Raw genomic sequence first — 25192 nt, 5'->3', positions numbered from 1 at the left:
TAGAGCGATCTCTTTGGCGGTTAATACCGCATCAGCATGTCCGACCATGCCGGGCCAGACTGCCGGTGCAGAAAGCGTGTCGTCACCCGGAGTTAATCACACTCCTGTTACTCCTGCTCGTGAAGGGCATAAGTGACCACCAGCTGTCCTTTTTTCATTTTCAGCCCGAGGATCTGCATCTCACCTGTGTCTGCCAGCTGTTTAACGTGCGTTCCGCCACACGAATAGGCCGGAAGATTGCCAAACCGAACCTTGCGCCTGCCCGCTTCAATTTCGGTATGAAGAAGCAGGTTTTCCGCTTTCCAGCCGTTAATAAGGGCAAGCAGCGCGCAGGCATCGGGTATTGACGCCTGCGGCTCTCGGGACATAAAAGTAATCCGTCCTTCACCAGGCCAGTGATGGGCTTTTACCGGTTGCCAGCCAAATCGCTCACCGGCATAACCAATCAAATGGCCTGCGCTGTGCCAGCGGGAATGACGCACTCGCACGCTTTTATCGACCTGAATGTCCACCTCGCCTGGTGCCAGCGGTCGAGCCAGAATGTGAATGACCTCTTCCCCACGCAGGCTCACGCTCTCCACCGCAATGCCCGCGATTAAGCCCCGATCCGCGGGTTGTCCGCCGCCCTGCGGATGGAACAGGGTCTGATTGAGTTCAATAGCGTAACGGCCGTCAGGCTCCTCAGTGCAACGGATCACCTGTGCCTGGCCTTCTGTCGCTTCACTTATGTAATAAAGTCGCTCTGTCATAGTTGTCCTCCTCTGTACCCTGACAGTATATTCATTACTTAAGCATCGATAATCCTCCTTTCAAACAATGCACTATTGCCTGGTATACACAAATGAAACCTGCCCTGCTTCCCGATCTTGCTACCTTCGTGACCATCGTAGAACACGGTAATTTTTCAACTGCAGCCCGTACTACAGGAGCTACGCCCTCGGCAATCAGTCGCTGTGTTTCACGCCTTGAGAAGGAGATGGGATGTAAGTTACTGCACCGTACCACACGCAAGCTGGCACTTACCGAAACCGGAAAATCGGTTTATGAACATGCGCTGGATATGCTGGAAGCGGCACAGCAGGCAATAGATTCAGGTAGTAGTTTGCAAACCGTTGCGCAGGGAAAGCTCACGGTGAGCGTGCCGAAAGCCGTGGGACGGTTTGTGATCCATCCGCTGATCCCGGCGTTCCTGGAGCGCTACCCGCAAATTGACGTCTGCCTGCGTCTGGAAGATCGCTACATGGATCTGATCGATGATGGTGTCGATCTGGCATTACGCATCACCAACACGCCGTCTCCTGGCCTGTACGGAAAACCGCTGATGCCGGTAAAACATATTATTTGCGCGACGCCAGAATACCTTCGTCGCGCAGGCACTCCTCAGCATCCGCAAGACCTCCAGACGCATAGCTGTATTTCGCTCGGTGAAACCCCGGCCGATTCACGCTGGAAATTTACGTTGCAGGGGAAAACGGAGATGGTACAGACGCACGGCCGCTACGCGGCTAACCACACTGGCGTGCGGCTGGATGCGGTCAAACGTCATGTCGGCATCGGGAGTTTACCGCTGTTTACGGCGCGTGAGGATCTGGAACGAGGGGAAATCGTACAGGTTCTGCCTGCATGGGAGTTTATCAGCAGCTATACGGGCGACCTCTGGCTGCTATGGACCCGTAACAAACATATGCCAGCCCGAATGCGGGCGATGATCAACTATCTGAGTGAAAAAATGCCAGTCATTCAGTGACTGGCATTTTTTAAACTTTATTCAACTTCTCGCGCGTCGATACGCAGCTCTTTCGGCACTTCGAAGACGATATTCTCTTCGCGGCCCGCCAGCGGAATGGCTTCGCCGCCGCCCAGCTCCTGTAGACGTACAATCACGTTCTGCACCAGAATATCCGGCGCAGACGCCCCTGCAGTGACACCGACGCAGGCCGCGTCTTTAACCCAGGCTTCCTGGATATCGCTGGCATCATCAATCAGGAAGGCTGCTTTCCCCATTCGCTGCGCCAGTTCGGCCAGGCGGTTGGAGTTAGAGGAGTTTTTCGAGCCGACGACAAGCACCACGTCCGCCTGCTCCGCCAGGGCGCGCACTGCTTCCTGACGGTTGGTAGTGGCGTAGCAGATGTCATCTTTACGCGGACCGACGATTTTCGGGAAGCGCTGGCGCAGCGCATCAATGACGTCAGACGTATCATCCACGGAGAGCGTGGTCTGGGTCATAAACGACAGCTTCGCTTCGTTTTTGACGTTCAGGGTCAGTACATCTGCCGGGGACTCCACCAGATACATGCCCCCTTCCGGGTTGCTGTATTGCCCCATGGTCCCTTCCACTTCCGGGTGGCCTGCGTGGCCAATCAGGATCGACTCTTCACCACGGCGGCTGGCACGGGCCACTTCCATATGCACTTTGGTGACCAGCGGGCAGGTGGCGTCGAAAACGGTCAGATCGCGATTTTTCGCTTCGTTACGTACCGCCTGAGAGACGCCATGCGCGGAGAAGATCAGGATTGCGCCATCCGGCACTTCGTCGATCTGCTCAATAAAGATTGCCCCGCGTGCGCGGAGACTATCCACCACGTAGCGGTTATGCACCACCTCGTGACGAACATAAATAGGCGCGCCGTAAAGCTCCAGCGCGTTTTCGACAATGCTGATAGCGCGGTCTACTCCGGCGCAGAAGCCGCGCGGGTTAGCCAACAGGATCTGCATTCACATCCTCCAGTACCGGGTCGATTTCCAGTACTTCAACATCAAAATGGACGGTACGCCCGGCGAGAGGGTGGTTGAAATCGACGGTAATCGAGTCGCCGTTGATTTCACGGATCACGCCTGGCATTTCGCTGCCATCCATAGCGGTAAAGAGCATAATTGCCCCAATCTCCGGTTCGCCCGCGTCCATAAATTCACGACGCGAGAAGTACTGGATCAGGTCCGGGCTCGGCACGCCAAACGCGGCATCCGGCTCCAGAGAGAACGATTTTTTCTCCCCCTCTTTCAGCCCCAGCAGCTGTTGCTCAAGACCTTCAGACAGAGAGGTATCACCCAGACGAAACAGCGCTGGTTTGCCGTTATTGCGGGTGGACTCCGCGGTGGAGCCATCATCAAGTTTCAGCGTGAAATGCACCAGCATCGCGCTGTTGGACTGTACGGATTTGGACATGCAATTTTGCCTGTGGTTTACCCGGTAGCGCTGCGCTTACAGGGCCTACAAAATCGTAGGCCGGTGCAAGCGAAGCGCCACCCGGCGAGTTTTGTTACGCCTGCTCTTTCGCTGCGGGCTTCGGCAGGAAGCCTTCCAGCACAATCAGCGCCGCGCCGATACAAATCGCCGTATCGGCCAGGTTGAAGGTGGCGAAGTGCCAGTTGCCGACGTAGAAGTCGATCATATCGACCACAAAGCCGTGCCACAGACGGTCGAACAGGTTACCCAGCGCGCCGCCAATGATCAGCGCGTAGGCAATGTTATTCAGCTTCTGCGTGGCTTTCCCGCGGTACATCAGCACGGCCAGCACCACGCAAATACCGAGAGCGATACCCGCAAAGAACCAGCGCTGCCAACCGCCGCTGTCAGCCAGGAAGCTAAACGCCGCGCCGTAGTTACGCGCATAGTGCAGATTAAGCGACGGGAACAGCGGTACGGTATCCCCCAGAGCAAAGTTCTGGAGGATCAGGTACTTACTACCCAAATCAATAATCAGCACGACCACTACCAGCCACAGCCAGCGCAGCCCTGTCGAAGAGAGTGATTTACTCATCAGGCAAACTTACGTTTTTCGCCATCACCGGCGACGTTGCTGACACAGCGTCCGCAGATCTCTGCGTGTTCCGCCACCTGACCGACATCGGTAGTGTAATGCCAGCAGCGCGGGCACTTCTCACCATCGGCTTTCGCCAGCGCGACTTTCAACCCTTTGAGCAGTTCGCTCTGCTGGGCGTCAGCGCTCGCCTCGGCATAATCCGCAACTTTCGCACCGGAGGTCAACAGGACAAATCGCAATTCATCCCCCAGCGCCGTCAGCTTCGCCGCCAGCTCTGGCTCAGCGTACAGGGTCACTGCCGCTTCCAGAGAGCCGCCTACTTTCTTGTCGGTACGCGCCTGCTCGATCACCTTGTTCACTTCACCGCGCACTTTCAGCAGCTCGTCCCAGAAAGCATCGTTCATGGCTTCGGTCTCAGCCAGACCAAACAGACCTTCATACCACTCGCCGGTGAAGACATACTTCTCACGATCGCCCGGCAGGTAGCCCCAGATCTCATCTGCGGTAAAGGACATGATCGGCGCCATCCAGCGCACCAGCGCTTCTGCGATATGATACAGCGCCGTCTGGCAGCTACGACGCGCCACGCTGTCTGCTTTCGCGGTGTACTGACGGTCTTTGATGATGTCGAGGTAGAACGAGCCCATTTCAATGGAGCAGAAGCGCATCAGGCGCTGCACCACTTCGTGGAAGTCGTATGAGTCATACGCTTTAACGATATCTTCCTGCGCCGCCTGCGCACAGCCTACCGCCCAGCGATCCAGTACCACCATATCTTCCGGTTTCACCATGTCTTTCGCTGGATCAAAACCGTTCAGGTTTGCCAGCAGGAAGCGCGCGGTGTTACGGATACGACGATAGCTGTCGGCAGCACGTTTCAGGATCTCGTCAGAGACCGCCATTTCGCCAGTGTAGTCGGTTGATGCCACCCACAGACGCAGAATGTCAGCGCCCAGTTTGTTCATCACATCCTGTGGAGAAACGGTATTACCGATAGATTTGGACATTTTGCGTCCCTGACCATCCACGGTGAAACCGTGAGTCAGCACCTGACGGTATGGCGCTTTGCCCTTCATGGCGGTGGAGATCATCAGCGATGACATGAACCAGCCACGGTGTTGGTCAGAACCTTCCAGATACATGTCGGCTGCGTGACCAGCAAACTCAGGGCGCACATCAACCACGGAAGAGTGGGTGGACCCGGAGTCAAACCAGACGTCCAGGGTATCCGGCACTTTCTCGTAGCTGTCAGCGTCAGCGCCCAGAATGTCGCGGGAGTCGAGATCCCACCACGCCTGAATGCCGTCCACTTCAACGCGTTTAGCGACTTCTTCCATCAGCTCCAGCGTGCGTGGGTGCAGTTCCTGCGTCTCTTTATGCACGAACAGCGACATCGGCACGCCCCAGGTACGCTGACGAGAGATACACCAGTCAGGACGGTTAGCCACCATAGATTCGATACGCGCCTGGCCCCAGTCCGGGATCCACTGCACGCCTTTGATCTCAGAAAGTGACTGCGCGCGCAGGCCTTTCTGATCCATGCTGACGAACCACTGCGGGGTTGCACGGAAGATGATCGGCGTCTTGTGGCGCCAGCAGCATGGATAGCTGTGCTGCATTTTTTCAACGTGCAGCAGCGAGCCGTTGTCGCGCAGCATGTTGACGATGATGTCGTTAGCTTTAAAGACGTTGATACCGTCCAGCGTCGGGTATGTGCCAGGCAGGTAAGCGCCATCCGGACCAACCGGGTTAGCGATTTCCAGACCGTACTGCAGGCTGATGTTGTAGTCATCCGGGCCGTGACCACCGGCGGTATGTACCGCACCGGTACCCGCTTCCAGGGTGACGTGCTCGCCCAGGATCGCCGGAACATCGAAATCGAGGAACGGGTGCTTAAAGCGCATCAGCTCCAGCTCAGCGCCTTTCACGGTGCCGAGTACGGTGTAGTCGGTGATGTTTGCGCGTTTCAGTACGCTCTCAACCAGATCTTTCGCCAGGATCAACGCACGGCCTTCAACCTGTACCAGCGCGTATTCAAACTCTGCAGACAGGGAGATCGCACGGTTGGCAGGCAGGGTCCACGGGGTGGTGGTCCAGATTACCAGCGAGATCGGGCCGTTGACGCCCGGCAGGCCAAACTTACCCTGCAGCGCAGCCTGATCGACGCCTTCAAAGGCTACATCGATGGACGGGGAGGTTTTGTCGTAATACTCCACCTCTGCCTCTGCCAGCGCAGAGCGGCAGTCCACGCACCAGTGCACTGGCTTGGCGCCTTTATGCAGGTGGCCGTTGCCGATGATTTTACCCAGCGCACGGATGATGTTGGCTTCGGTTTTGAAGTCCATGGTCAGGTACGGGTGCGACCAGTCGCCCAGCACGCCCAGACGGATAAAATCTGCACGCTGACCATCAACCTGCGTGGCAGCGTATTCGCGGCATTTGGCGCGGAATTCAGCAGCGGTGAACTTCTCACCCGGCTTACCAAACTCCTGCTCCACTTTCAGCTCGATCGGCAGACCGTGGCAGTCCCAGCCTGGAACGTAAGGCGAGTCATAGCCCATTAAGCCCTTGGACTTAACGATAATGTCTTTCAGAATCTTGTTTACAGAGTGACCAATATGAATGCTGCCATTCGCATAGGGAGGGCCATCATGCAGAATGAAAGTTTTTTTACCTTTTTTGGCTGCACGGATGATGCCGTACAGGTCATCATCGGTCCAACGCGCCAGCATTCCCGGTTCGCGCTTGGCAAGGTCGCCGCGCATCGGGAACCCTGTTTCCGGCAAATTCAGGGTTGATTTATAGTCACTCATCAGATTCTCGGTTCCGTATTTATATCTCAGGCATTAAGCCGGGTTCGATAGCCCAAACATTTCGCGGGCTGTTAATTCATCTCTCGCGATTTGCGCTTTCAGCTCATCAAGCGAGGCGAATCGCTGCTCATTGCGTATTTTTTTACGCAGGATTACATCTATATGGCGACCGTAGAGGTCCATTACAACGTCCAGCAAATGCACTTCGAGCTGCTGGCGCACGCCAGCAACCGTTGGACGGGTACCAATATTGGCGACGCCCGGTAAAGGCTTATCCCCCAGCCCCGTCACTTCTACCGCATAAACCCCTTTGACCGGGGAAACCTGACGGCGCAGCGGTAGATTCGCCGTAGGGAAACCAATGGTGCGACCCAGTTCATCGCCATGCACGACCCGCCCGGAAATGGAAAAAGGGCGCCCGAGCAGTTTTGCTGCGCTATCCAGATCGTCATCGGCTAATGCTTGTCGAACTGCCGTGCTGCTGATGCGCACGCCGCCTTCGCAAAAGGTCTGGGTGCTGGTGACGTCAAAGCCATACTCGAGACCAGCCTTCTGTAATAGCAAGAAATCCCCCTGACGACCAGCGCCAAAGCGGAAATCATCGCCCACCGCCAAAAACTGCACGCCAAGGCGATCGACCAGCAGGTCGCCGACAAAATTTTGTGCCGTCAGGGCTGCAAAGCGTCGGTCGAATCGGATGCACAGGACATAGTCCACGCCGCACTGCGCGAGGTAACATAATTTTTCACGCAGGCGGGTCAGGCGCGCAGGCGCCTTTTCGCCGGCAAAAAGCTCCAGCGGCTGCGGTTCAAAAATCATGACGACCACCGGCAGACCCCGTGCCCGCCCCTCTTCACGTAATCCCTGCAACAGCACCTGATGCCCACGATGCACGCCGTCGAAATTACCAATAGTCAGCACACACCCGTGCGGGGCCTGACTGAGATTATGTATGCCGCGTATCAGCTTCATGACTGGCTCAAAACAGTGAAAATCGCCAGAGTATACCTTGTACAGCGGTCAAGGTTAACCGGCGATTGTCACCGCTAAACAGAAAGCCGTAATGATTTCATGATGCTGACCTTTCGGAGCGAAAAAAACTGTCAGCAGATAACGATTTTTGTACCGAAAAGCTGTATTCAGGAACGACAAGCTGGTAGAATCCTGCGCCATCACTACGTAACGTAGCGTCGCCACATTAACGGCGCTTATTTGCACAAATCCATTGACAAAAGAAGGTATAGAGGGCATATTCCTCGGCCTTTGAATTGTCCACATAGATCATATTTGGGAGTTGGACCTTGGCTAATATCAAATCAGCTAAGAAACGTGCTATCCAGTCTGAAAAGGCTCGTAAGCACAATGCAAGCCGTCGCTCTATGATGCGTACTTTCATCAAGAAAGTATACGCAGCTATCGAAGCTGGCGACAAAGCTGCTGCGCAGAACGCATTTAACGAAATGCAACCAATCGTGGATCGTCAGGCTGCTAAAGGTCTGATCCACAAAAACAAAGCAGCGCGTCATAAGGCTAACCTGACCGCGCAGATCAACAAACTGGCTTAATCGCTATTTGTTGTTGCTTGTTTTAAAAGAACCCGCTTAACGCGGGTTTTTTTATGGCTTCAGAGTGCTGGTGGCGTAAACAGCGCGGAATAATCCTCATTACAGATACGCTGCACCGCCGGATGTTGAATCATCCGTTCGGCAAATATCGCGTGATACTCTTCCATCACGTTATCCACCCGGCCTATCTCGGTAATTTTCTCGTCCGCATAAAGATCCTGGGCATATAGCGTCGGGGCGACAAAAATCGCGTTATGCGCTTCACCGAACGCTTTCATCAGCGCGGCATCGTCGAACTCACCCAAAATTTCAACATTCAGCCCCTGAGAGTTAAACCAGTTCAGCAGCTTGCGTCCCAGCATCGAACGTCGCCCGGGAACCAGTAAACGTCGCTCTTCCAGACAGGCAGGAAAGGGTTTTTCCGGCGGCGGATTGCTGCACCAGAAGCTAACGCCGCATTCGCCAATTTTCACAGAAAAAAGACCTTCCTGCTGCGTGGAATCGATGGGGCAATCGGAGATAATCATATCCAGCTTATGCTGGCTCAACTGCTCCAGCAGCATCTCGTGCGTCGATTCAAAGCAGCGCAGATGGATCTGCTCATCATGTACGACTGCCGCGTCCAGTACCCCGCTGACCAGCCGTTTTGACAGTGCATCCGCAATGCCCACATCGAACAGCAGGTTCGACTCCTTGCGGTAATTCACAATGTCCAGCATCTCCTGGCTCAGGGTAAACATTTTGTCTGCGTAGCGAAACACCAGCTCGCCAAGTTCGCTTGGCTCAATACCACGTCCTTTGCGTTTGAACAGCTTCCCCTGCAGGCGCTCCTCCAGCGCTTTTATCTGCCCGGTAATGGTCTGCGGCGTCAGATAGAGCGCCTCTGCTGCGCCGACAACCGAGCCCTCTTTATAGACATGCCAGAAGTAATATAGATGGTTGTAGTTAAGATGAGACATGCGATCCTCGCTCCCTGATAGTGTTAACGGGAGGGCTGCCTGTCCCTCCCGGAGTCCCGTTACGCCGGATGCGCCTGCGACGGCAATTTCGTCTTCAGTAACATATAACCCACAAACGCAGCCATCAGCGATCCGGTTAAGATAGCCAGTTTAGCCCAGATGATAAGTTCCGGAGCATGCGCGCCAAACGCCAGTGTTGAGATGAAGATCGACATTGTAAAGCCGATCCCGCACAGCACGCCAACGGCCATGATCTGCCGACGGGTAGTTCCGTGCGGCAAAGTGGCCAGCTTGAATTTCAGCGCCAGCCAGCAGAAGAGGCTGATCCCGAGCGGCTTACCGATAAACAGTCCGGCAATGATCCCCAGCGGCAGCATTGACGTCAATCCACCCAGAGTGACCCCCTCAAGTGACACACCCGCGTTAGCGAATGCAAAGAGCGGCAGGATCATAAAAGCGACCCACGGATGCAAAACGTGCTCTAACTGTTTCGCCGGCGATTTGCCTTCCTGCGGCTTTAGCGGCACAAAGAAGCCGATAATCACCCCGGCCAGGGTGGCATGCACCCCCGATTTCAGCACGGCCGTCCACAGCACCATCCCAACCAGAACATAGATACCAATACGACGAACATTGCAGATATTGAGCAGCGCCAGCACTGCGATGGCTGCAGCAGCAACCGCCAACGACAACACCGACAATTCGCTGGTATAGAACAGAGCAATAATGACGATTGCGCCCAGGTCATCGATGATTGCCAGCGCCATCAGGAAAATTTTTAACGCCATCGGCACGCGGTTGCCTAACAGTGCCAGAACACCCAATGCAAAGGCGATGTCCGTTGCTGCCGGGATCGCCCAACCGTCCCGGGCAATGGGATCCTGATAGTTAAAGGCCAGGTAGATGAGCGCCGGAACCACCATCCCGCCGATGGCGGCAATAACCGGGAACGCTGCGCGCTGACGGCTGGCCAGAGAGCCTTGTACCAGCTCACGCTTGACCTCCAGCCCCACGAGCAGGAAAAAGACCGCCATCAGTGCATCGTTGATCCACAGCAGCATGTTCTTGTTGATTTCCAGTAAACCGACCCGCAACTCAACGGGGGTCTCCAGAAACGTATGATACAGGCCGCGGGTCGGGCCCAGGTTTGCCAGCAGCATAGCGATGGCTGCGGCCAGCATAAGAATGATGCCGCCAGAGGCTTCATTATGGAAAAAACGATGTAGAAGTTTCACTATTACTCTCTCTTTTTACGACAATCCTTCGTTAAAACCATCTTACTCGCGGATATTCATCGGTAAAAGCAGGTTAATATTGAGTGTACACTCAGTTTTTCCGAACCTAGTTTTCCAGCTATAAAAAAGCCCGGAAAATTTCCGGGCTTTGAGATTAGCTTCAGATAAGAGTTAGCGCGTCAAATCATCGAAGAATTTCTTCACGCCATCAAAGAAGCTTTTGGAACGCGGGCTGTTGTTCTCACCCGTCGGACCACCAAAGCTCTCCTGCAACTCTCTCAACAGCTGCTTCTGCTTTTCATTCAGGCCAACCGGGGTTTCCACCACCACGCGGCAAAGCAGGTCGCCCTGGGCACCGCCACGCACGGATTTAACGCCTTTACCACGCATACGGAACAGCTTACCGGTCTGGGTTTCGCCAGGTACTTTCAGGTTTACGCGACCGTCAAGGGTTGGTACTTCGATCTCGCCGCCCATCGCCGCCATAGCAAAGTTGATTGGCACTTCGCAGTACAGGTTGTTACCTTCGCGTTCGAAAATGGCGTGCTGCTTCACCTGAACCTGAACGTACAGATCGCCTGCCGGTGCGCCATGCTCGCCTGCTTCACCTTCGCCAGACAGACGAATACGGTCGCCGGTATCCACGCCCGCCGGGATTTTAACGGACAGGGTTTTGGTCTTCTCGACGCGACCATGACCGTGACACTTATTGCACGGATCCTTAATCAGCGTACCGCGGCCCTGACAGTGTGGACAGCTCTGCTGCACCGCGAAGAAGCCCTGGCGCATCTGCACCTGACCAGAACCGTGACAGGTTGGACAGGTCTGCGGTTTAGTACCCACTTTCGCACCGCTGCCGTGGCAGACGTCGCACTCTTCCAGCGTTGGAATGCGGATCTCTTTCGTCACGCCACGGACCGCCTCTTCCAGGGTCAGCTCCATGTTGTAACGCAGATCTGCGCCACGGGCCGCACGCTGACGGCCGCGGCCACCGCCGAAGATATCGCCGAACACGTCACCAAAGATATCGCTGAAGTCCGCGCCGCCGCCACCGAATCCGCCGCCGCCCATACCGCCCTGTTCAAATGCAGCATGGCCGTACTGATCGTAGGCTGCACGTTTCTGCGCATCGGTCAGGACTTCGTAGGCTTCTTTGATCTCTTTAAATTTGGCTTCGGCCTCTTTGTCACCCTGGTTGCGGTCCGGGTGATATTTCATGGCCAGGCGCTTATACGCCTTTTTGATTTCACGCTCTTCCGCTGTTTTGGAAACGCCTAAAATCTCGTAATAGTCTTGCTTTGCCATCTTGTTTTATCTGCCCCTAACATGCGTGCACGGGCGGAGAGGAAACCTCTTCGCCCGTGCCAGTGTATTACCCGTTCAAAGGGCGATTATTTTTTGTCTTTCACTTCTTCAAACTCTGCGTCGACAACATCGTCATCTTTCGCGTTGTTCGCAGAAGCGTCAGCGCCCGCGCCAGCCTGCTGCTGTGCGTGCTGCTGCTGCGCGATTTCCATCAGCTTCTGGGAAACCTGCGCCAGTTCCTGCATCTTCGCTTCGATGTCGGCTTTGTCTTCGCCTTTCAGGGACGCTTCCAGCGCGCTCAGTGCAGACTCGATAGCCGTTTTGTCGTCAGCTGGCAGTTTATCGCCCGCTTCTTCAACCTGCTTACGGGTGCTGTGCAGCAGATGGTCACCCTGGTTGCGGGTCTGAACCAGCTCTTCGAACTTACGGTCAGACTCGGCGTTCGCTTCAGCTTCGCGAACCATTTTCTGGATCTCTTCTTCGTTCAGACCAGAAGAGGCCTTGATGGTGATCTTCTGCTCTTTACCGCTGTTTTTGTCCTTCGCGGAAACGTGCAGGATACCGTCAGCATCGATGTCGAAGGTAACTTCGATCTGAGGCATGCCGCGCGGTGCCGGGCTGATACCATCGAGGTTAAACTGGCCCAGATCCTTGTTATCTGCGGCACGTTTACGCTCACCCTGCAGCACATGGATGGTTACCGCAGACTGGTTGTCTTCAGCGGTAGAGAACACCTGGCTGTGCTTGGTCGGGATGGTGGTATTTTTGGCGATCAGCGCCGTCATCACACCGCCCATGGTTTCGATACCCAGAGACAGCGGGGTAACGTCCAGCAGCAGTACGTCTTTGACATCACCGGTCAGTACGCCGCCCTGAACAGCAGCACCGATAGCAACGGCTTCGTCCGGGTTAACGTCTTTACGCGGCTCTTTACCAAAGAATTCAGCGACTTTCTTCTGAACCATTGGCATACGGGTCTGACCACCCACCAGGATAACATCCTGAATTTCGGATACAGACAGACCAGCATCCTGCAGAGCAACCTTCAGCGGCTCGATGGAACGGTTAACCAGATCTTCGACCAGGCTTTCCAGTTTCGCGCGAGTCACTTTGATGTTCATGTGTTTTGGACCGGTGGCGTCTGCAGTGATGTACGGCAGGTTCACATCGGTCTGCTGCGCAGAAGAGAGCTCAATTTTCGCTTTTTCTGCGGCTTCTTTCAGGCGCTGCATTGCCAGCGGATCGTTACGCAGGTCAATGCCCTGATCTTTCTTAAATTCGTCAACGAGATAGTTGATCATACGGCTATCGAAGTCTTCACCACCCAGGTGGGTATCACCGTTGGTTGCCAGAACTTCGAAGGTCTTTTCACCGTCAACTTCGTCGATTTCGATAATAGAGATATCGAAAGTACCGCCACCAAGGTCGTATACCGCGATAGTGCGGTTACCCACTTCTTTATCCAGACCGTAAGCCAGCGCTGCTGCGGTAGGTTCGTTGATGATACGTTTGACTTCCAGACCCGCGATACGGCCGGCGTCTTTAGTTGCCTGACGCTGAGCATCGTTGAAGTATGCTGGTACGGTGATAACTGCTTCCGTTACCGCTTCACCCAGGTAATCTTCAGCCGTTTTCTTCATTTTTTTCAGCACTTCAGCAGAAATCTGCGGCGGTGCCATTTTCTGACCTTTTACATCAATCCATGCATCGCCGTTTTCAGCGCCGATGATTTTGTACGGCATGATGGCTTCATCACGCTGAACTTCTTCATCCTGGAAGCGACGGCCAATCAGGCGCTTGATCGCAAACAGTGTGTTTTGCGGGTTTGTCACTGCCTGACGTTTAGCCGGCTGACCAACCAGAGTTTCACCATCCTGGGTATAGGCAATGATAGAAGGCGTGGTGCGATCGCCCTCGGCATTCTCCAGCACACGTGCAGTAGTGCCGTCCATAATCGCTACACAAGAGTTGGTAGTACCCAAGTCGATACCAATAATTTTACCCATCTAAACGTCTCCACTATAAATTCGGTCAACATGTGGTTGTGTACCTGTAATAAGGGCAGAAGGTGCTTTTTCAACTGCCCAGATTTGATTTTTTTCAGGTCCACACACTGCGGTTGACTACAAGATGGGGTCGCAACGGCATCCATCAAGGGGGACGCATAAAAAAATTTTTAATTTCACCCTGATTAGATCATAGACGGCATCGATGGCGCCCATTATGATGCCGCGCCCCGCCAGGGAGAATTGGCGTGGGATCCACTATTTCACCATATTAATGATGATTTTTTTGAGGACTTATGGGCAACACTAAGTTGGCTAATCCGGCTCCGCTGGGCCTGATGGGTTTTGGCATGACCACTATTCTGCTGAACCTGCACAACCTCGGGATGTTCCCGATGGATGGCATTATCCTGGCGATGGGCATTTTTTACGGCGGTATCGCACAGATCTTCGCGGGCCTGCTGGAATATAAGAAAGGCAACACCTTTGGTTTAACCGCGTTCACCTCTTACGGTTCATTCTGGCTGACCCTGGTCGCCATTCTGCTGATGCCGAAAATGGGTCTGACCGAGGCGGCAAATCCACAGTTCCTGGGCGTTTATCTGGGCCTGTGGGGGGTCTTCACGCTGTTCATGTTCTTCGGCACGCTGGTAGGTAACCGCGCGCTGCAGTTCGTGTTCCTGAGCCTGACCGTGCTGTTCGCCCTGCTGTCAGTGGGCCATCTGGTGGATAATGGCGAAGCCATTATCCACGTGGCGGGCTGGATTGGCCTGGTTTGCGGCGCCAGCGCCATCTATCTGGCAATGGGCGAAGTCCTGAACGAGCAGTTCGGTCGCACCGTTCTGCCGATTGGTGAAAAACACTGATCCCCTTCGTGCCCGCCCTGCGGGCACGAACTCCCCTCTCCGGTTGCGCTTTTCCTTTTTAAATCTGAATGTTTTTTGGCCGCATCAAAAACAATAAGTAAACAGAACGGCAATAATCATCTCATTTCATTGATAAGCATTATCATTGAGAATAGTGTGACCCGGCATCCCGGATAATGGATATCAGGCAGCCGCCAGAATGGAACGCGCAGGGGATAAAACGATTCTGTTGTGTTGCATAGGGTTATCTGATGAACTCCAGCCTTGCCGCCCGCGAGCAAACTGGCGAAGCCATTATCGCGTCGCATTACCGTAAAGTCCTTGTCAGGCGTTTTGCCCTGGCAGGCGTGCTGCTCTTCTTTATTATTTGTTCTCTGATCCTCGATTTCACACTCGGGCCTTCGGGCATCTCCGTTTCTACGCTCTGGCACACCCTGCTCAATGCCGCTTCAGTAGATGCCGGTACCCGCGTCATCGTCTGGGAGCTGCGGCTGCCGTTCGCGCTGATGGCTGTCGCCGTCGGCATGGCGCTGGGGCTTGCCGGGGCAGAGATGCAAACCATCCTGAATAACCCGCTCGCCAGTCCGTTTACGCTTGGCGTATCGTCTGCCGCCTCCTTCGGTGCCGCCCTGGCGATCGTGCTCGGTCTGGGCATTCCCGGCATTGCCGATAAGTGGTTTATTCCGGCAAACGCCTTTGTCTTTGCGCTGCTGGCCTGCTTTATTCTGGATGGCATCAGCCGCTGGACCCGCGTCGCCACCTCCGGCGTGGTGTTGTTCGGGATCGCGCTGGTCTTCACCTTTAACGCGCTGATCTCCATTCTGCAGTTCGTTGCCAGCGAAGATACCCTGCAGGGGCTGGTCTTCTGGACGATGGGCAGCCTGGCAAGAGCCTCCTGGGATAAACTGGCGCTTCTGGCCGTGGCGCTGTTGATTATCGTGCCGCTGTCGCTGAAAAACGCCTGGAAGCTGACGGCGCTGCGTCTGGGAGAAGATCGTGCCGTCAGCTTCGGCATTAATGTGAAAAAGCTTCGCCTGGCGACCCTGTTACGCATCAGCATTATTTCGGCGCTGACCGTCGCCTTTGTCGGGCCAGTGGGTTTTATTGGCCTGGTGGCGCCGCACATATCCCGCATGATGTTTGGTGAAGATCACCGGTTTTATCTGCCCGGCAGCATGCTGATTGGCGCCCTGGTGCTCTCGCTGGCTTCCGTATTTTCCAAGAACATCGTTCCCGGCGTCATTATTCCCGTTGGGATTGTCACCTCACTGGTTGGCGTGCCGTTCTTCCTCAGCATCATTATTCGTAACCGGGGGAACGTATGACCGACGGCCTTCTCGTCCGGGAGCTGCACACCGGCTATCGCAAGAAAAAGGTAATCAGCGGGCTAACCACCCCGCTGCTTCCTCGCGGAGAGATCACCGCCCTGCTGGGGCCGAACGGTTCCGGTAAATCGACCCTGCTGCGCGCTCTGGCCGATCTGAACCCTGCCCTGGGTGAGTTACGCCTTAATGGCGAGGACCTGATGACCCTGCCCCCGGCAAAGCGGGCGCAAAAGGTGGTTTATCTCCCGCAGTCCCTGCCCCAGGGCGTGCATCTGCATGCGCTTGAATCGGTGATTGTCGCCCGTCGTGCCAGCGGCAGCGTACAGACGCAAAACGTCGAGCAGGAAGCTTACGCCATTCTTGAAAAACTGGGCGTCGCCCATCTGGCGATGAGTTTTCTTGACCAGCTCTCCGGCGGGCAAAAGCAGCTGATTGGCCTCGCTCAGTCCCTTATCCGACAGCCCGACCTGCTGCTGCTTGACGAGCCCCTGAGCGCCCTCGACCTTAACTACCAGTTCCATGTGATGGATATCGTCGCCCGCGAAACGCGACAGCGTAATATCGTCACCCTTGTGGTGATCCATGACATCAACATTGCCCTGCGCCACGCAGACTATGCCCTGATGCTGAAAGGCGGCGAATTGATCGCCAGCGGTCTGCCGGGAGAGGTCGTCACTCCCGCCAGTCTGGCGACGGTATATGGCGTGAAGGGTCGGGTTGAATACTGTTCTCATGGACTGCCGCATGTGGTGGTCGACGGGTTAACACCATAAAAAACGGGGAAACATGACGCTAAAAAAATTTATCGCCGCCGCCGGGGGCCTGGCACTGTTTATTACGCCGCTCATCGTCCAGGCGCAGACCTGGCCGGTGACGGTCAAGGATAGGGATAACCGTACGGTCACGGTGGAACATGAACCGCAGCGCATCATTTTGCAGGACGGACGCGACATCTTCGCGCTGGCGTTGCTGGAGCGCGATGCCCCATTCTCCAGAGTGGTGGCATGGAACAATTTGCCGAAAAAGCAGGATACCGAAACCTGGAACGTGCTGAAGGGCAAATGGCCGGAAGCGGAAAAGATCCTCGACATGAAGTTTTCCGACCAGGGCAATGTGGATCTCGAAACGGTGATCTCCCGCCAGCCGGACCTGATGATCGCCCAGCTACGCGCTAAGCCCTCGCTGGTTCAATCCGGCGTCCTCACCAGGCTTGAAGCACTGCACATTCCTGTCGTCTTTGTTGATTACGAACTGCACCCTGTAGAGAACACGCTGCCGAGCATTGCCCTGCTGGGTCAGGTGCTGGGGCAGACCGACCGCGCGCAGGCCTACATCGATTTCTATCAACATCGTCTGGATAAGATCCACCAGCGTCTGGCGACCGTCAGCAAAAAACCGCTGGTTTTTATCGAACCTATTGCCGGCGTCGGCGGGCTGGATAATGGCTGCTGCTTTACCCATGCGCGTAACGGTTGGGGCGGGCTGGTAGAAGCCGCGGGTGGCATCAATATCGGATCACAGCTGCTGCCTGGAGCGAGCGGGAATGTCTCGGTGGAAAAAATTATCTCCCTGAACCCGGATTACTACCTGATGACAGGTTCTAAACGTCCGGGCAAAGGCACGGCGATTATTCCGTTTGGCTATAACGTTTCGGCTGAGGATGTCAGCGCAGCGTTCAATGCGCTTACGGCGCGTCAGGGCGTTGCCAGCATTCCGGCAGTTGCAGAGAATCACACCGGAGCGCTCTATCACCATTTTTATAACAATCCGTACAACATCGTCGCCATCGAGACGTTAAGCAAGATTTTCTATCCGGCGCTGTTTAATGACGTGGATCCGCAGGCGGATTACCACGCCATCATCACGGAATTCACCCACATCCCGGATGACAACATCATCCTGAGCTACACCCCTTCGTACTAAAAAATGCCGGGCAGAGCCCGGCATTTTCGTTAACCTGCGAGGACCGGTACTTCCACCGGTTTCTGGCGCAGCCAGATCCCCAGAGCCAGCCCCATCAGCGAGAGCGCCAGCACATACCAGGCCGGCGCCATCGGCGATACTCCCATCAGCAGGGTCACGGCAACCGGCGTCAGCCCGCCGAAAATGGCGTACGAGACGTTATAGGAGAATGAAATACCGGTGAAGCGGACTTCCGGCGGGAAGGCCCGGACCATGACGTATGGCACGGCCCCGACGACACCCACGCACAGCCCTACCACGCCATACAGCAAAAATAGCTGTTCGGGATGGCTGCCCGCAAGGTGGTAAAACGCCCAGCTCGCACCGGCCAGCAGCAGGCTGCCGATAATAAAGGTCAGACTGGACCCAAAACGGTCCACCGCCACACCGGCAATCAGGCAGCCAAAGCACAGCATGATGGTAGCGATACTGTTGGCCTGTAGCGTCACCGCCGGGGCAAAGCCGTACTGTTTTTGCAGCCAGACCGGCGACATCAAAATCACCACCACGATGCCCGCCGACAGCAGCCAGGTGAGCAGCATCGACACCACGACCGCCTTTTTATGCCGCACCACCACCGCTTTAACCGGCAGCTCCTGCGCCAGCGCTTTACGCTGCTGCATCTCCAGGAAGACCGGCGTCTCCTGCAGCCAGCGACGCAGATACATGGCGACCAGACCAAAAGCGCCGCCCAGCAGGAAAGGAATACGCCAGCCCCAGTCGTGGACCGCCTGCTGGGTCATGCTGGTATTCACCAGCGTCGCCACCACGGAACCCAGCAGAATGCCGACGGTCAGCCCTGCGGTCAGCGTCCCACAGGCAATGCCGATCCGCCGGGCCGGAACATGTTCCGCCACAAATACCCAGGCGCCCGGCACTTCACCACCGATCGCCGCCCCCTGCAGGATCCGCATCAGCAGCAGTAAGACCGGGGCAATAATGCCCATTGAGGCATAGGTGGGCAGCAGACCAATCGCCAGGGTGGGTACCGCCATCAGCAGGATGCTAAGGGTGAACATCTTCTTGCGCCCCACCAGATCGCCGAAGTGGGCCATCACGATGCCACCCAGCGGGCGCGCCAGATAGCCGGCCGCGAAGATGCCAAAGGTCTGGACCTGACGCAACCATTCGGGAATGTCTGCCGGGAAGAACAGTTCCCCCACGACAGCGGCAAAAAAGACGAAAATGATGAAGTCATAAAACTCCAGCGCGCCGCCAAGTGCGGCAAGCGTGAGGGTTTTATAATCCTGACGATTAAGGGGCCGGTTGTAATGTGACATAGCGAACCATTATGGGCTGAATTGTTGAGTTATATTTACAGCAATCGTAAAGAAAAAATTACTATACCGTAAATCATTTTGCACGCTACAGCCGTTACAGCTTATGTCACATTATTGTTAATTTCAGGAGATTATTTCACGCCTGGCGCTTTTCGGGCGAAAAGCTGCTACGACCTGCGGGTCGGTTTCGACGTAAGGCCCTTCCAGAAGCTGTACACAATACGGTACGCTGGCAAAAATCCCCGCCACCACAACATTGCCGTCAGCCTCTTTTACACCTTCCAGCGTCTCTTTAATCGACTTTGGCTGGCCAGGTAAATTGAGGATCAGCGCCTGTTTGCGGATCACCCCGACCTGACGTGACAGGATGGCCGTCGGCACAAAGTGTAGACTGATCTGGCGCATCTGTTCGCCAAAACCCGGCATTTCACGATCGGCGATCGCAAGGGTCGCATCCGGGGTCACGTCGCGTCGTGCCGGACCGGTCCCCCCCGTGGTCAACACCAGATGACAGCTCATTTCATCGACCAGTTCACAGAGCGTTTGCTCAATGATGGCCTGCTCATCGGGGATCAGGCGGGTTTGCACTTCAAACGGCGTAGTCAGGGCAGAAGCCAGCCAGGCTTCCAGCGCGGGGATGCCTTTATCTTCATAGACACCGCTGGAGGCGCGGTCTGAGACGGAAACTAAGCCAATGCGTAAGGTATTCATATCCATTCCATTCAAACAATACAGATTAAAGGAATGATACACGCAGCGGGGAGATTCAGACAGGGTACGAGAGAGGTAGCGTGACCGGAAGCCCGGTCACGCTGGCATGATTACAGCAGTTCGCCGATCATTTTTTCCAGTTTTTCCTGGTCGATGGCAAACTTACGGATTCCGTCCGCCAGTTTGTCTACCGCCATTGGATCCTGGTTGTGCTGCCACAGGAACTCAGATTCAGTGATGCGCTCTGGACGGGCTTTCACTTCGCCGCTAAAGCTCAGCTTACGCTCGATTGCGCCTTCGCTTTCTGCCAGCTCTTTCAGCAGCGCAGGGGCGATGGTCAGACGGTCACAGCCAGCCAGTTCCAGGATCTCGCCCACGTTACGGAAGCTTGCGCCCATCACCACGGTTTCATAGCCGTGCTGTTTGTAGTACTCGTAGATCTCGGTAACGGAAACTACGCCCGGATCTTCAGCTGACGCGTACTCTTTCTTATCGGTGTTGGCTTTGTACCAGTCCAGAATACGGCCCACGAATGGAGAGATAAGGTACACGCCCGCTTCTGCACATGCACGCGCCTGCGCGAAGGAGAACAGCAGAGTCAGGTTACAGTTGATACCTTCTTTTTCCAGCTGTTCTGCAGCGCGGATGCCCTGCCAGGTGGAAGCCAGTTTGATCAGGATGCGGTCGTTGCTGATACCCGCATCGTTGTACAGTTTGATCAGGCGTTTGGCTTTAGCGATGGACGCTTCAGTGTCGTAGGAGAGACGCGCATCCACTTCGGTAGAGATACGACCCGGGACCAGTTTCAGAATTTCCAGACCGATGTTAACCGCCAGTTTGTCGGTGGCATCCACAACCTGCTGTGCGCGATCGCTGCTCTGGCTTTTCGCCCAGGCAACGGCGTCATCAATCAGTTTGCGGTATTCAGGGATCTGTGCAGCGTTAAGGATCAGAGAAGGGTTCGTTGTGGCATCCTGCGGCTGGTACAACTTCATTGCCGCGATATCTCCGGTGTCAGCGACAACAGTCGTGAACTGACGAAGGGAGGTTAATTTATCCGTCATGATAGTGTTTCTCTTTAACTTGCCCTGGATAATTCGCGTTACCAGCAGGATGCCAGAAACGGAAAAATGACAGGTTTACTTGTTAGGGGGATGTAACCGGTCTGCATTGATGATAACACGACGGAATGTCAGCGCAACCGCAGACAATGCGCTTAAGGATACTGTGATAAACTCAGCAAATTCACAGATTGCTCATTCTCTGTTTGCTCAATCATTCTAAGCGATTACCTATGCACTTTGGCATCAACATGAGGGACGTTAATGCCTGATTATCTGTCGTTTTTTAATGAAGTCCTGTGGGGCTCAATGATGATTTACCTGCTTTTTGCGGCAGGTCTCTGGTTCACCGTTCGCAGCGGGTTTATTCAGTTTCGCTCCCTTCCTCAACTACGCATTAATCTGAAAAATAGCCTTACTCCCCAGCCGGGAGGTTTAACCTCGTTCCAGGCACTCTGCACCAGCCTGGCGGCCCGGGTCGGCAGCGGTAATTTAGCCGGGGTCGCGCTGGCGATCTCCGCTGGCGGTCCTGGTGCCATCTTCTGGATGTGGATGACCGCCATCATCGGCATGGCAACATCTTTTGCAGAATGTTCGCTGGCTCAACTGTATAAAGAAGCGGATAAGCAGGGGCAGTTTCGCGGTGGCCCTGCTTGGTATATGGCCCGTGGCCTCGGCATGCGCTGGATGGGCGTGCTGTTTTCGATCTTTTTACTTGTCGCCTACGGTCTTATTTTCAACACTGTCCAGGCGCATTCGGTGGCCCACGCGCTACGTTTCGCCTTCGACTGTCCGGAAGTGTTTACCGGCGGCATGCTGGCCGCGTTCACCCTTCTGGTAATTGTCACCGGCATCAAAGGCGTAGCTCGTCTGATGCAGTGGATGGTGCCAGTGATGGCGCTGCTGTGGGTGACGGCCAGCCTGATCATCTGCGCCTGGCATGTCGAACAGATACCGGCGGTCTTCAATCTGATCTTCAAAAGCGCATTTGGCTGGCGCGAAGCGGCCGCCGGGGCGCTGGGCTACACCCTGAGCCAGGCCCTGACGGCAGGTTTCCAGCGCGGCATGTTTTCCAACGAAGCGGGTATGGGCTCAAGCCCTAACGCCGCTGCGGCCGCTGCCTCGTGGCCCCCTCACCCCGCCTCCCAGGGGTTCGTACAGATGATCGGCGTGTGCGCCGATACCCTCGTCATCTGCACTGCCAGTGCCATGATCGTACTGCTGGCAGGCCCGGTAGATCTTCCGGCAGATACCGCGGGCATACAGCTGCTGCAACAGGCGCTGATAAACCTGACGGGAGGCTGGGGAGCGGGATTCGTGGGGCTTATCATCATCCTGTTCGCCTTTAGCTCAATCGTGGTGAATTACGTCTATGCCGAAAACAACCTGATCTTTTTACATCCTGATGCCCGGCGCTCGCGTTGGTTATTACGGGGTGGCGTAACCCTGATGGTGCTGCTCGGATCGCTGTTAAGTCTGCCGACGGTCTGGCAGCTGGCAGATATCATTATGGCGCTAATGGCGATCACTAACCTGACGGCCATCCTGCTGCTCTCTCCGGTGGTGAGCCTGATTGCCCGGGACTATCTGCGTCAGCGCAAACTGGGGGTTCAGCCTGTTTTCGATGTCTCGCGTTATCCTGAGATTGAAGAGCAGCTCGCCCCCGGCGCCTGGGATGATTTGCCACGTCAATAACAGCCATCGATCACTCCAGGCGGTTTTTTTGCTAAAGTCGCACTCATTCTTCTGCAAGGACTGGATATGCTGATTCTGATTTCACCTGCTAAAACGCTCGACTACCAAAGCCCACTTGCCACCGAGCGCTATACCCAGCCGGAACTGCTGGATCACTCGCAACAGCTGATCCGCGAGGCGCGTAAGCTTTCGGCCCCGCAAATTGCAACGTTGATGAGCATCAGCGACAAGCTGGCGGATCTGAATGCCACCCGTTTTCACGACTGGCAGCCGGATTTCACGCCATCAAACGCGCGTCAGGCGATTCTGGCCTTTAAAGGTGATGTCTACACCGGCCTGCAGGCAGAAACCCTTAGCGAAACGGATTTCGATTTCGCCCAGCAGCATTTGCGCATGCTCTCCGGCCTGTACGGCGTGCTGCGCCCGCTGGATCTGATGCAGCCTTACCGCCTGGAGATGGGGACCCGCCTGGAAAATGCGAAAGGGAAAGATCTCTACCAGTTCTGGGGCGAGACCATCACCCACACCCTGAACGATGCGCTGGCGGCCCAGGGTGACAACATCCTGATTAACCTCGCCTCGGATGAGTACTACAAAGCGGTTAAGCCGAAAAAACTGAATGCGGAGATCGTCAAGCCGGTCTTCCTGGACGAGAAAAACGGCAAATTTAAAGTGATCAGCTTCTACGCCAAAAAAGCGCGCGGATTGATGAGCCGCTACATCATTGAAAACCGTCTGACGAAGCCGGAGCAACTGACCGCCTTTAATAGCGAAGGGTATTTCTTTGACGAGGAAACGTCAGGGAAAGGCGAGCTGGTGTTTAAGCGCCACGAGCAGTAACGTAAAACCCCGCCGGGCGGCGGGGAGATCTTAGTGATGCTTATGGTCAGGTCCCGGACGGTGGTCATCATGACGATCGTGATGATGATTATCATGACGATCGCCATGCGGATGCCAGCGATTGTCCCGCCACTCATAATGCGATTTCCACCAGTCATGATCGCGCCAGTGGCCGCCATCCCAGTAGTGCCCCTGGTTATCCCGATCGCCAATCTGTAATTTGACCGCCGGTACCAGCGTGATTTCAGAGGCCTGAACCGCCATTGGAGCCACCAGCATCAGAGAAAGCGCGATAAGCACAGGTTTCAGTTTAGACATAGGTTACTCCTTAATGATCCTGCCCGATCTGGGCCGATGTAAGGAGATTACGTGAGGGGCGTGGAGGATGTTATTCTCTGCAATCCTATTCTGTAAGTGACCGCATTTATTGGGAATTTCTGCTTTTTCCCTGCTATTTCTCTCCTTAATTTCTCCATAAAAAACCGGGTGAGGCGAAGCCGTCACCCGGTCAAAATGCTTATCCGCGTGTCATCATCAACTGACGCAGCGCAGCAAAATCAGCCGGCAGGCTGTGCGACAGTAGCGGCAGATCGGCACGCTCCGCCAGCTCTTTCGGCAGCGGCAGAGAGTCACCCAGGATCTCGTCCACGCTCTCTTTGAACTTCGCCGGATGCGCCGTGCCGAGGAACAGGCCATACTCGCCCGGGTTCAGCTGATCGCGCAGGGCGCGATACGCCACCGCGGCATGCGGCTCAGAGGTGTAGCCCACCTGCTTCAGCTCGCGCATGGTCTCTCTGGTGGTTTCGTCAGTCACCGCAGCGTAGCCCAGCTCATTCAGACGCCAGATTTTACGGCGGAACAGCTCCTCCACACGCGGCCAGTTATTAGGCTGTGACACATCCATCGCGTTAGACAGAGTGGCCTGGGTGGCGTTTGGCGTCCACTTGCCCTCTTTCAGGAAGCGCGGAACGGTGTCGTTGGCGTTGGTGGCCGCGATAAAGCGCTTCACCGGCAGGCCGAGAGACTTCGCCAGCAGGCCTGCGGTCAGGTCGCCAAAGTTGCCGCTCGGCACCGAGATCACCAGTTGATTACGCGCTTCCTGCGGCAGCTGGGCCACCGCTTCGAAGTAGTAGCAAATCTGTGCCAGCAGGCGGCTGATGTTAATGGAGTTGGCGGAGTTCAGACCCAGCGCCAGCTTCAGCTCTTCATCATCAAAGGCCTGCTTGACCAGCGACTGGCAGGCATCGAAATCCCCGTCGATGGCGACGGTTTCAATGTTGCCGCCAAGAGTACAGAACAGTTTTTCCTGCAGCGGGCTGATTTTACCCTGCGGATAGAGGATCACCACGCGGACGTTTTTCAGGCCGTAGAAGGCATGCGCGACCGCCGCGCCGGTATCGCCGGAGGTGGCCGTCAGGATGGTAACCGGCTTATCGCCGCTGATGTGCGTCAGCATCTGCGCCATAAAGCGACCGCCGAAATCTTTAAAGGCCAGTGTCGGACCATGGAACAGCTCAAGACAACCGACGTCCGGTTCCACCTGGCTTACCGGTGCGGGGAAGGCAAAAGCAGCGCGTACGCGCTCTTCCAGCAGCTCCTGCGGGATCTCGTCGCCGATAAACGCCGAGAGAATTTTGGTGCTGCGGGTGACGAAATCCTGCTTCAGCATGTCGTCGATTTCGGTCAGACCGAATTCCGGCAGATCGTGCGGGAAGAACAGCCCCTGGTTTTTGCCCAGCCCCTGCGTCACTGCCTGTGCAAAGTTTACCTGCTCGTTGTGATCTTTAAGATTGTAGAGTTTCATC

The 25192-nt window shown here is 55.5% G+C and carries 23 protein-coding genes; 8 read left to right on the top strand and 15 right to left on the bottom strand.

All coding sequences use genetic code 11. From position 1 onward, the window contains the following. Positions 1-107 precede the first annotated feature (107 nt). Positions 108-749, bottom strand: coding sequence for an alanyl-tRNA editing protein (locus MXM41_RS13090; RefSeq protein ID WP_325932414.1), 642 nt, complete (start codon positions 747-749; stop codon positions 108-110). Positions 750-841: 92 nt separating this feature from the next. Here MXM41_RS13090 and MXM41_RS13085 point away from each other — a divergent pair, with 92 nt between their 5' ends. Beyond that, positions 842-1747, top strand: coding sequence for a LysR family transcriptional regulator (locus MXM41_RS13085; RefSeq protein ID WP_325932413.1), 906 nt, complete (start codon positions 842-844; stop codon positions 1745-1747). Between the two features lie 17 nt (positions 1748-1764). On the opposite strand, the gene ispH is transcribed toward MXM41_RS13085, so the two are convergent. The 5 genes from ispH to ribF all read right to left on the bottom strand — a co-directional run bounded on the left by ispH (position 1765) and on the right by ribF (position 7549). Continuing rightward, the gene (gene ispH, locus MXM41_RS13080) at positions 1765-2715 is read right to left on the bottom strand and encodes a 4-hydroxy-3-methylbut-2-enyl diphosphate reductase (protein WP_325932411.1); all 951 of its coding nucleotides are present in this window, start codon (positions 2713-2715) and stop codon (positions 1765-1767) included. Then, positions 2696-3166, bottom strand: coding sequence for an FKBP-type peptidyl-prolyl cis-trans isomerase (gene fkpB, locus MXM41_RS13075; protein WP_325932410.1), 471 nt, complete (start codon positions 3164-3166; stop codon positions 2696-2698). Before fkpB ends, ispH begins: the two co-directional genes overlap by 20 nt. 94 nt (positions 3167-3260) lie before the next feature. Further along, positions 3261-3761, bottom strand: coding sequence for a signal peptidase II (gene lspA / locus MXM41_RS13070; RefSeq protein ID WP_039030431.1), 501 nt, complete (start codon positions 3759-3761; stop codon positions 3261-3263). Continuing rightward, positions 3761-6577 (bottom strand): isoleucine--tRNA ligase, encoded by a 2817-nt coding sequence (ileS, locus tag MXM41_RS13065; RefSeq protein ID WP_325932409.1) that lies wholly within the window; start codon positions 6575-6577, stop codon positions 3761-3763. Before ileS ends, lspA begins: the two co-directional genes overlap by 1 nt. A 33-nt stretch (positions 6578-6610) precedes the next feature. Beyond that, positions 6611-7549, bottom strand: a complete 939-nt coding sequence (gene ribF, locus MXM41_RS13060) for a bifunctional riboflavin kinase/FAD synthetase (protein ID WP_325932407.1) — start codon at positions 7547-7549, stop codon at positions 6611-6613. Positions 7550-7878: 329 nt separating this feature from the next. Here ribF and rpsT point away from each other — a divergent pair, with 329 nt between their 5' ends. Then, positions 7879-8142, top strand: a complete 264-nt coding sequence (gene rpsT / locus MXM41_RS13050; RefSeq protein ID WP_008502037.1) for a 30S ribosomal protein S20 — start codon at positions 7879-7881, stop codon at positions 8140-8142. Between the two features lie 59 nt (positions 8143-8201). On the opposite strand, the gene nhaR is transcribed toward rpsT, so the two are convergent. The 4 genes from nhaR to dnaK form a co-directional block, all read right to left on the bottom strand. Beyond that, positions 8202-9101 carry a transcriptional activator NhaR gene (gene nhaR / locus MXM41_RS13045; protein WP_325932405.1) on the bottom strand — a complete coding sequence of 300 codons (900 nt, stop codon included), beginning with the start codon at positions 9099-9101 and terminating at the stop codon, positions 8202-8204. A gap of 59 nt (positions 9102-9160) precedes the next feature. Then, positions 9161-10336, bottom strand: a complete 1176-nt coding sequence (gene nhaA, locus MXM41_RS13040; RefSeq protein ID WP_325932403.1) for a Na+/H+ antiporter NhaA — start codon at positions 10334-10336, stop codon at positions 9161-9163. Positions 10337-10507: 171 nt separating this feature from the next. After that, positions 10508-11641: a molecular chaperone DnaJ gene (gene dnaJ, locus MXM41_RS13035; protein WP_250587726.1), complete on the bottom strand. Its 1134-nt coding sequence runs from the start codon at positions 11639-11641 to the stop codon at positions 10508-10510. An 86-nt stretch (positions 11642-11727) separates the two neighbouring features. Continuing rightward, positions 11728-13647 (bottom strand): molecular chaperone DnaK, encoded by a 1920-nt coding sequence (gene dnaK, locus MXM41_RS13030; RefSeq protein WP_325932400.1) that lies wholly within the window; start codon positions 13645-13647, stop codon positions 11728-11730. Between the two features lie 296 nt (positions 13648-13943). Here dnaK and satP point away from each other — a divergent pair, with 296 nt between their 5' ends. The 4 genes from satP to MXM41_RS13010 all read left to right on the top strand — a co-directional run bounded on the left by satP (position 13944) and on the right by MXM41_RS13010 (position 17761). Next, positions 13944-14513, top strand: a complete 570-nt coding sequence (gene satP / locus MXM41_RS13025; RefSeq protein WP_325932399.1) for an acetate uptake transporter — start codon at positions 13944-13946, stop codon at positions 14511-14513. 251 nt (positions 14514-14764) lie between these two features. Then, positions 14765-15838, top strand: a complete 1074-nt coding sequence (locus MXM41_RS13020; protein ID WP_325932398.1) for an iron ABC transporter permease — start codon at positions 14765-14767, stop codon at positions 15836-15838. After that, positions 15835-16611: an ABC transporter ATP-binding protein gene (locus tag MXM41_RS13015; RefSeq protein WP_325932397.1), complete on the top strand. Its 777-nt coding sequence runs from the start codon at positions 15835-15837 to the stop codon at positions 16609-16611. Before MXM41_RS13020 ends, MXM41_RS13015 begins: the two co-directional genes overlap by 4 nt. A 13-nt stretch (positions 16612-16624) precedes the next feature. Then, positions 16625-17761 carry an ABC transporter substrate-binding protein gene (locus tag MXM41_RS13010; protein ID WP_325932396.1) on the top strand — a complete coding sequence of 379 codons (1137 nt, stop codon included), beginning with the start codon at positions 16625-16627 and terminating at the stop codon, positions 17759-17761. 29 nt (positions 17762-17790) lie between these two features. On the opposite strand, the gene MXM41_RS13005 is transcribed toward MXM41_RS13010, so the two are convergent. The 3 genes from MXM41_RS13005 to tal all read right to left on the bottom strand — a co-directional run bounded on the left by MXM41_RS13005 (position 17791) and on the right by tal (position 20855). Then, positions 17791-19080: an MFS transporter gene (locus tag MXM41_RS13005; RefSeq protein WP_325932395.1), complete on the bottom strand. Its 1290-nt coding sequence runs from the start codon at positions 19078-19080 to the stop codon at positions 17791-17793. Between the two features lie 123 nt (positions 19081-19203). Continuing rightward, the gene (mog, locus tag MXM41_RS13000; protein ID WP_325932394.1) at positions 19204-19791 is read right to left on the bottom strand and encodes a molybdopterin adenylyltransferase; all 588 of its coding nucleotides are present in this window, start codon (positions 19789-19791) and stop codon (positions 19204-19206) included. Positions 19792-19901: 110 nt separating this feature from the next. Further along, the gene (tal, locus tag MXM41_RS12995; protein WP_325932393.1) at positions 19902-20855 is read right to left on the bottom strand and encodes a transaldolase; all 954 of its coding nucleotides are present in this window, start codon (positions 20853-20855) and stop codon (positions 19902-19904) included. Between the two features lie 261 nt (positions 20856-21116). On the opposite strand from tal, the gene MXM41_RS12990 reads away from it, so the two are divergent. Further along, the gene (locus MXM41_RS12990; RefSeq protein WP_325932392.1) at positions 21117-22547 is read left to right on the top strand and encodes a sodium:alanine symporter family protein; all 1431 of its coding nucleotides are present in this window, start codon (positions 21117-21119) and stop codon (positions 22545-22547) included. Between the two features lie 66 nt (positions 22548-22613). After that, positions 22614-23387, top strand: a complete 774-nt coding sequence (yaaA, locus tag MXM41_RS12985) for a peroxide stress protein YaaA (RefSeq protein ID WP_325932391.1) — start codon at positions 22614-22616, stop codon at positions 23385-23387. A 30-nt stretch (positions 23388-23417) separates the two neighbouring features. Here yaaA and MXM41_RS12980 read toward each other — a convergent pair whose 3' ends face one another. Beyond that, on the bottom strand, positions 23418-23705 hold the full coding sequence (locus MXM41_RS12980) for a DUF2502 domain-containing protein (protein WP_325932389.1): 288 nt from the start codon (positions 23703-23705) through the stop codon (positions 23418-23420). Positions 23706-23904: 199 nt separating this feature from the next. After that, entirely contained in the window at positions 23905-25191 is a 1287-nt protein-coding gene (thrC, locus tag MXM41_RS12975; RefSeq protein ID WP_325932387.1) for a threonine synthase, read from the bottom strand. Position 25192: the final 1 nt, after the last annotated feature.

Origin of the sequence: Leclercia adecarboxylata (assembly GCF_035787115.1) — a bacterium.
Taxonomy (GTDB): Bacteria; Pseudomonadota; Gammaproteobacteria; order Enterobacterales; family Enterobacteriaceae; genus Enterobacter; species Enterobacter adecarboxylatus_E.
The sequence above is the reverse complement of the archived record's forward strand: the minus strand, read 5'-3'. Positions and strand labels throughout refer to the sequence as shown.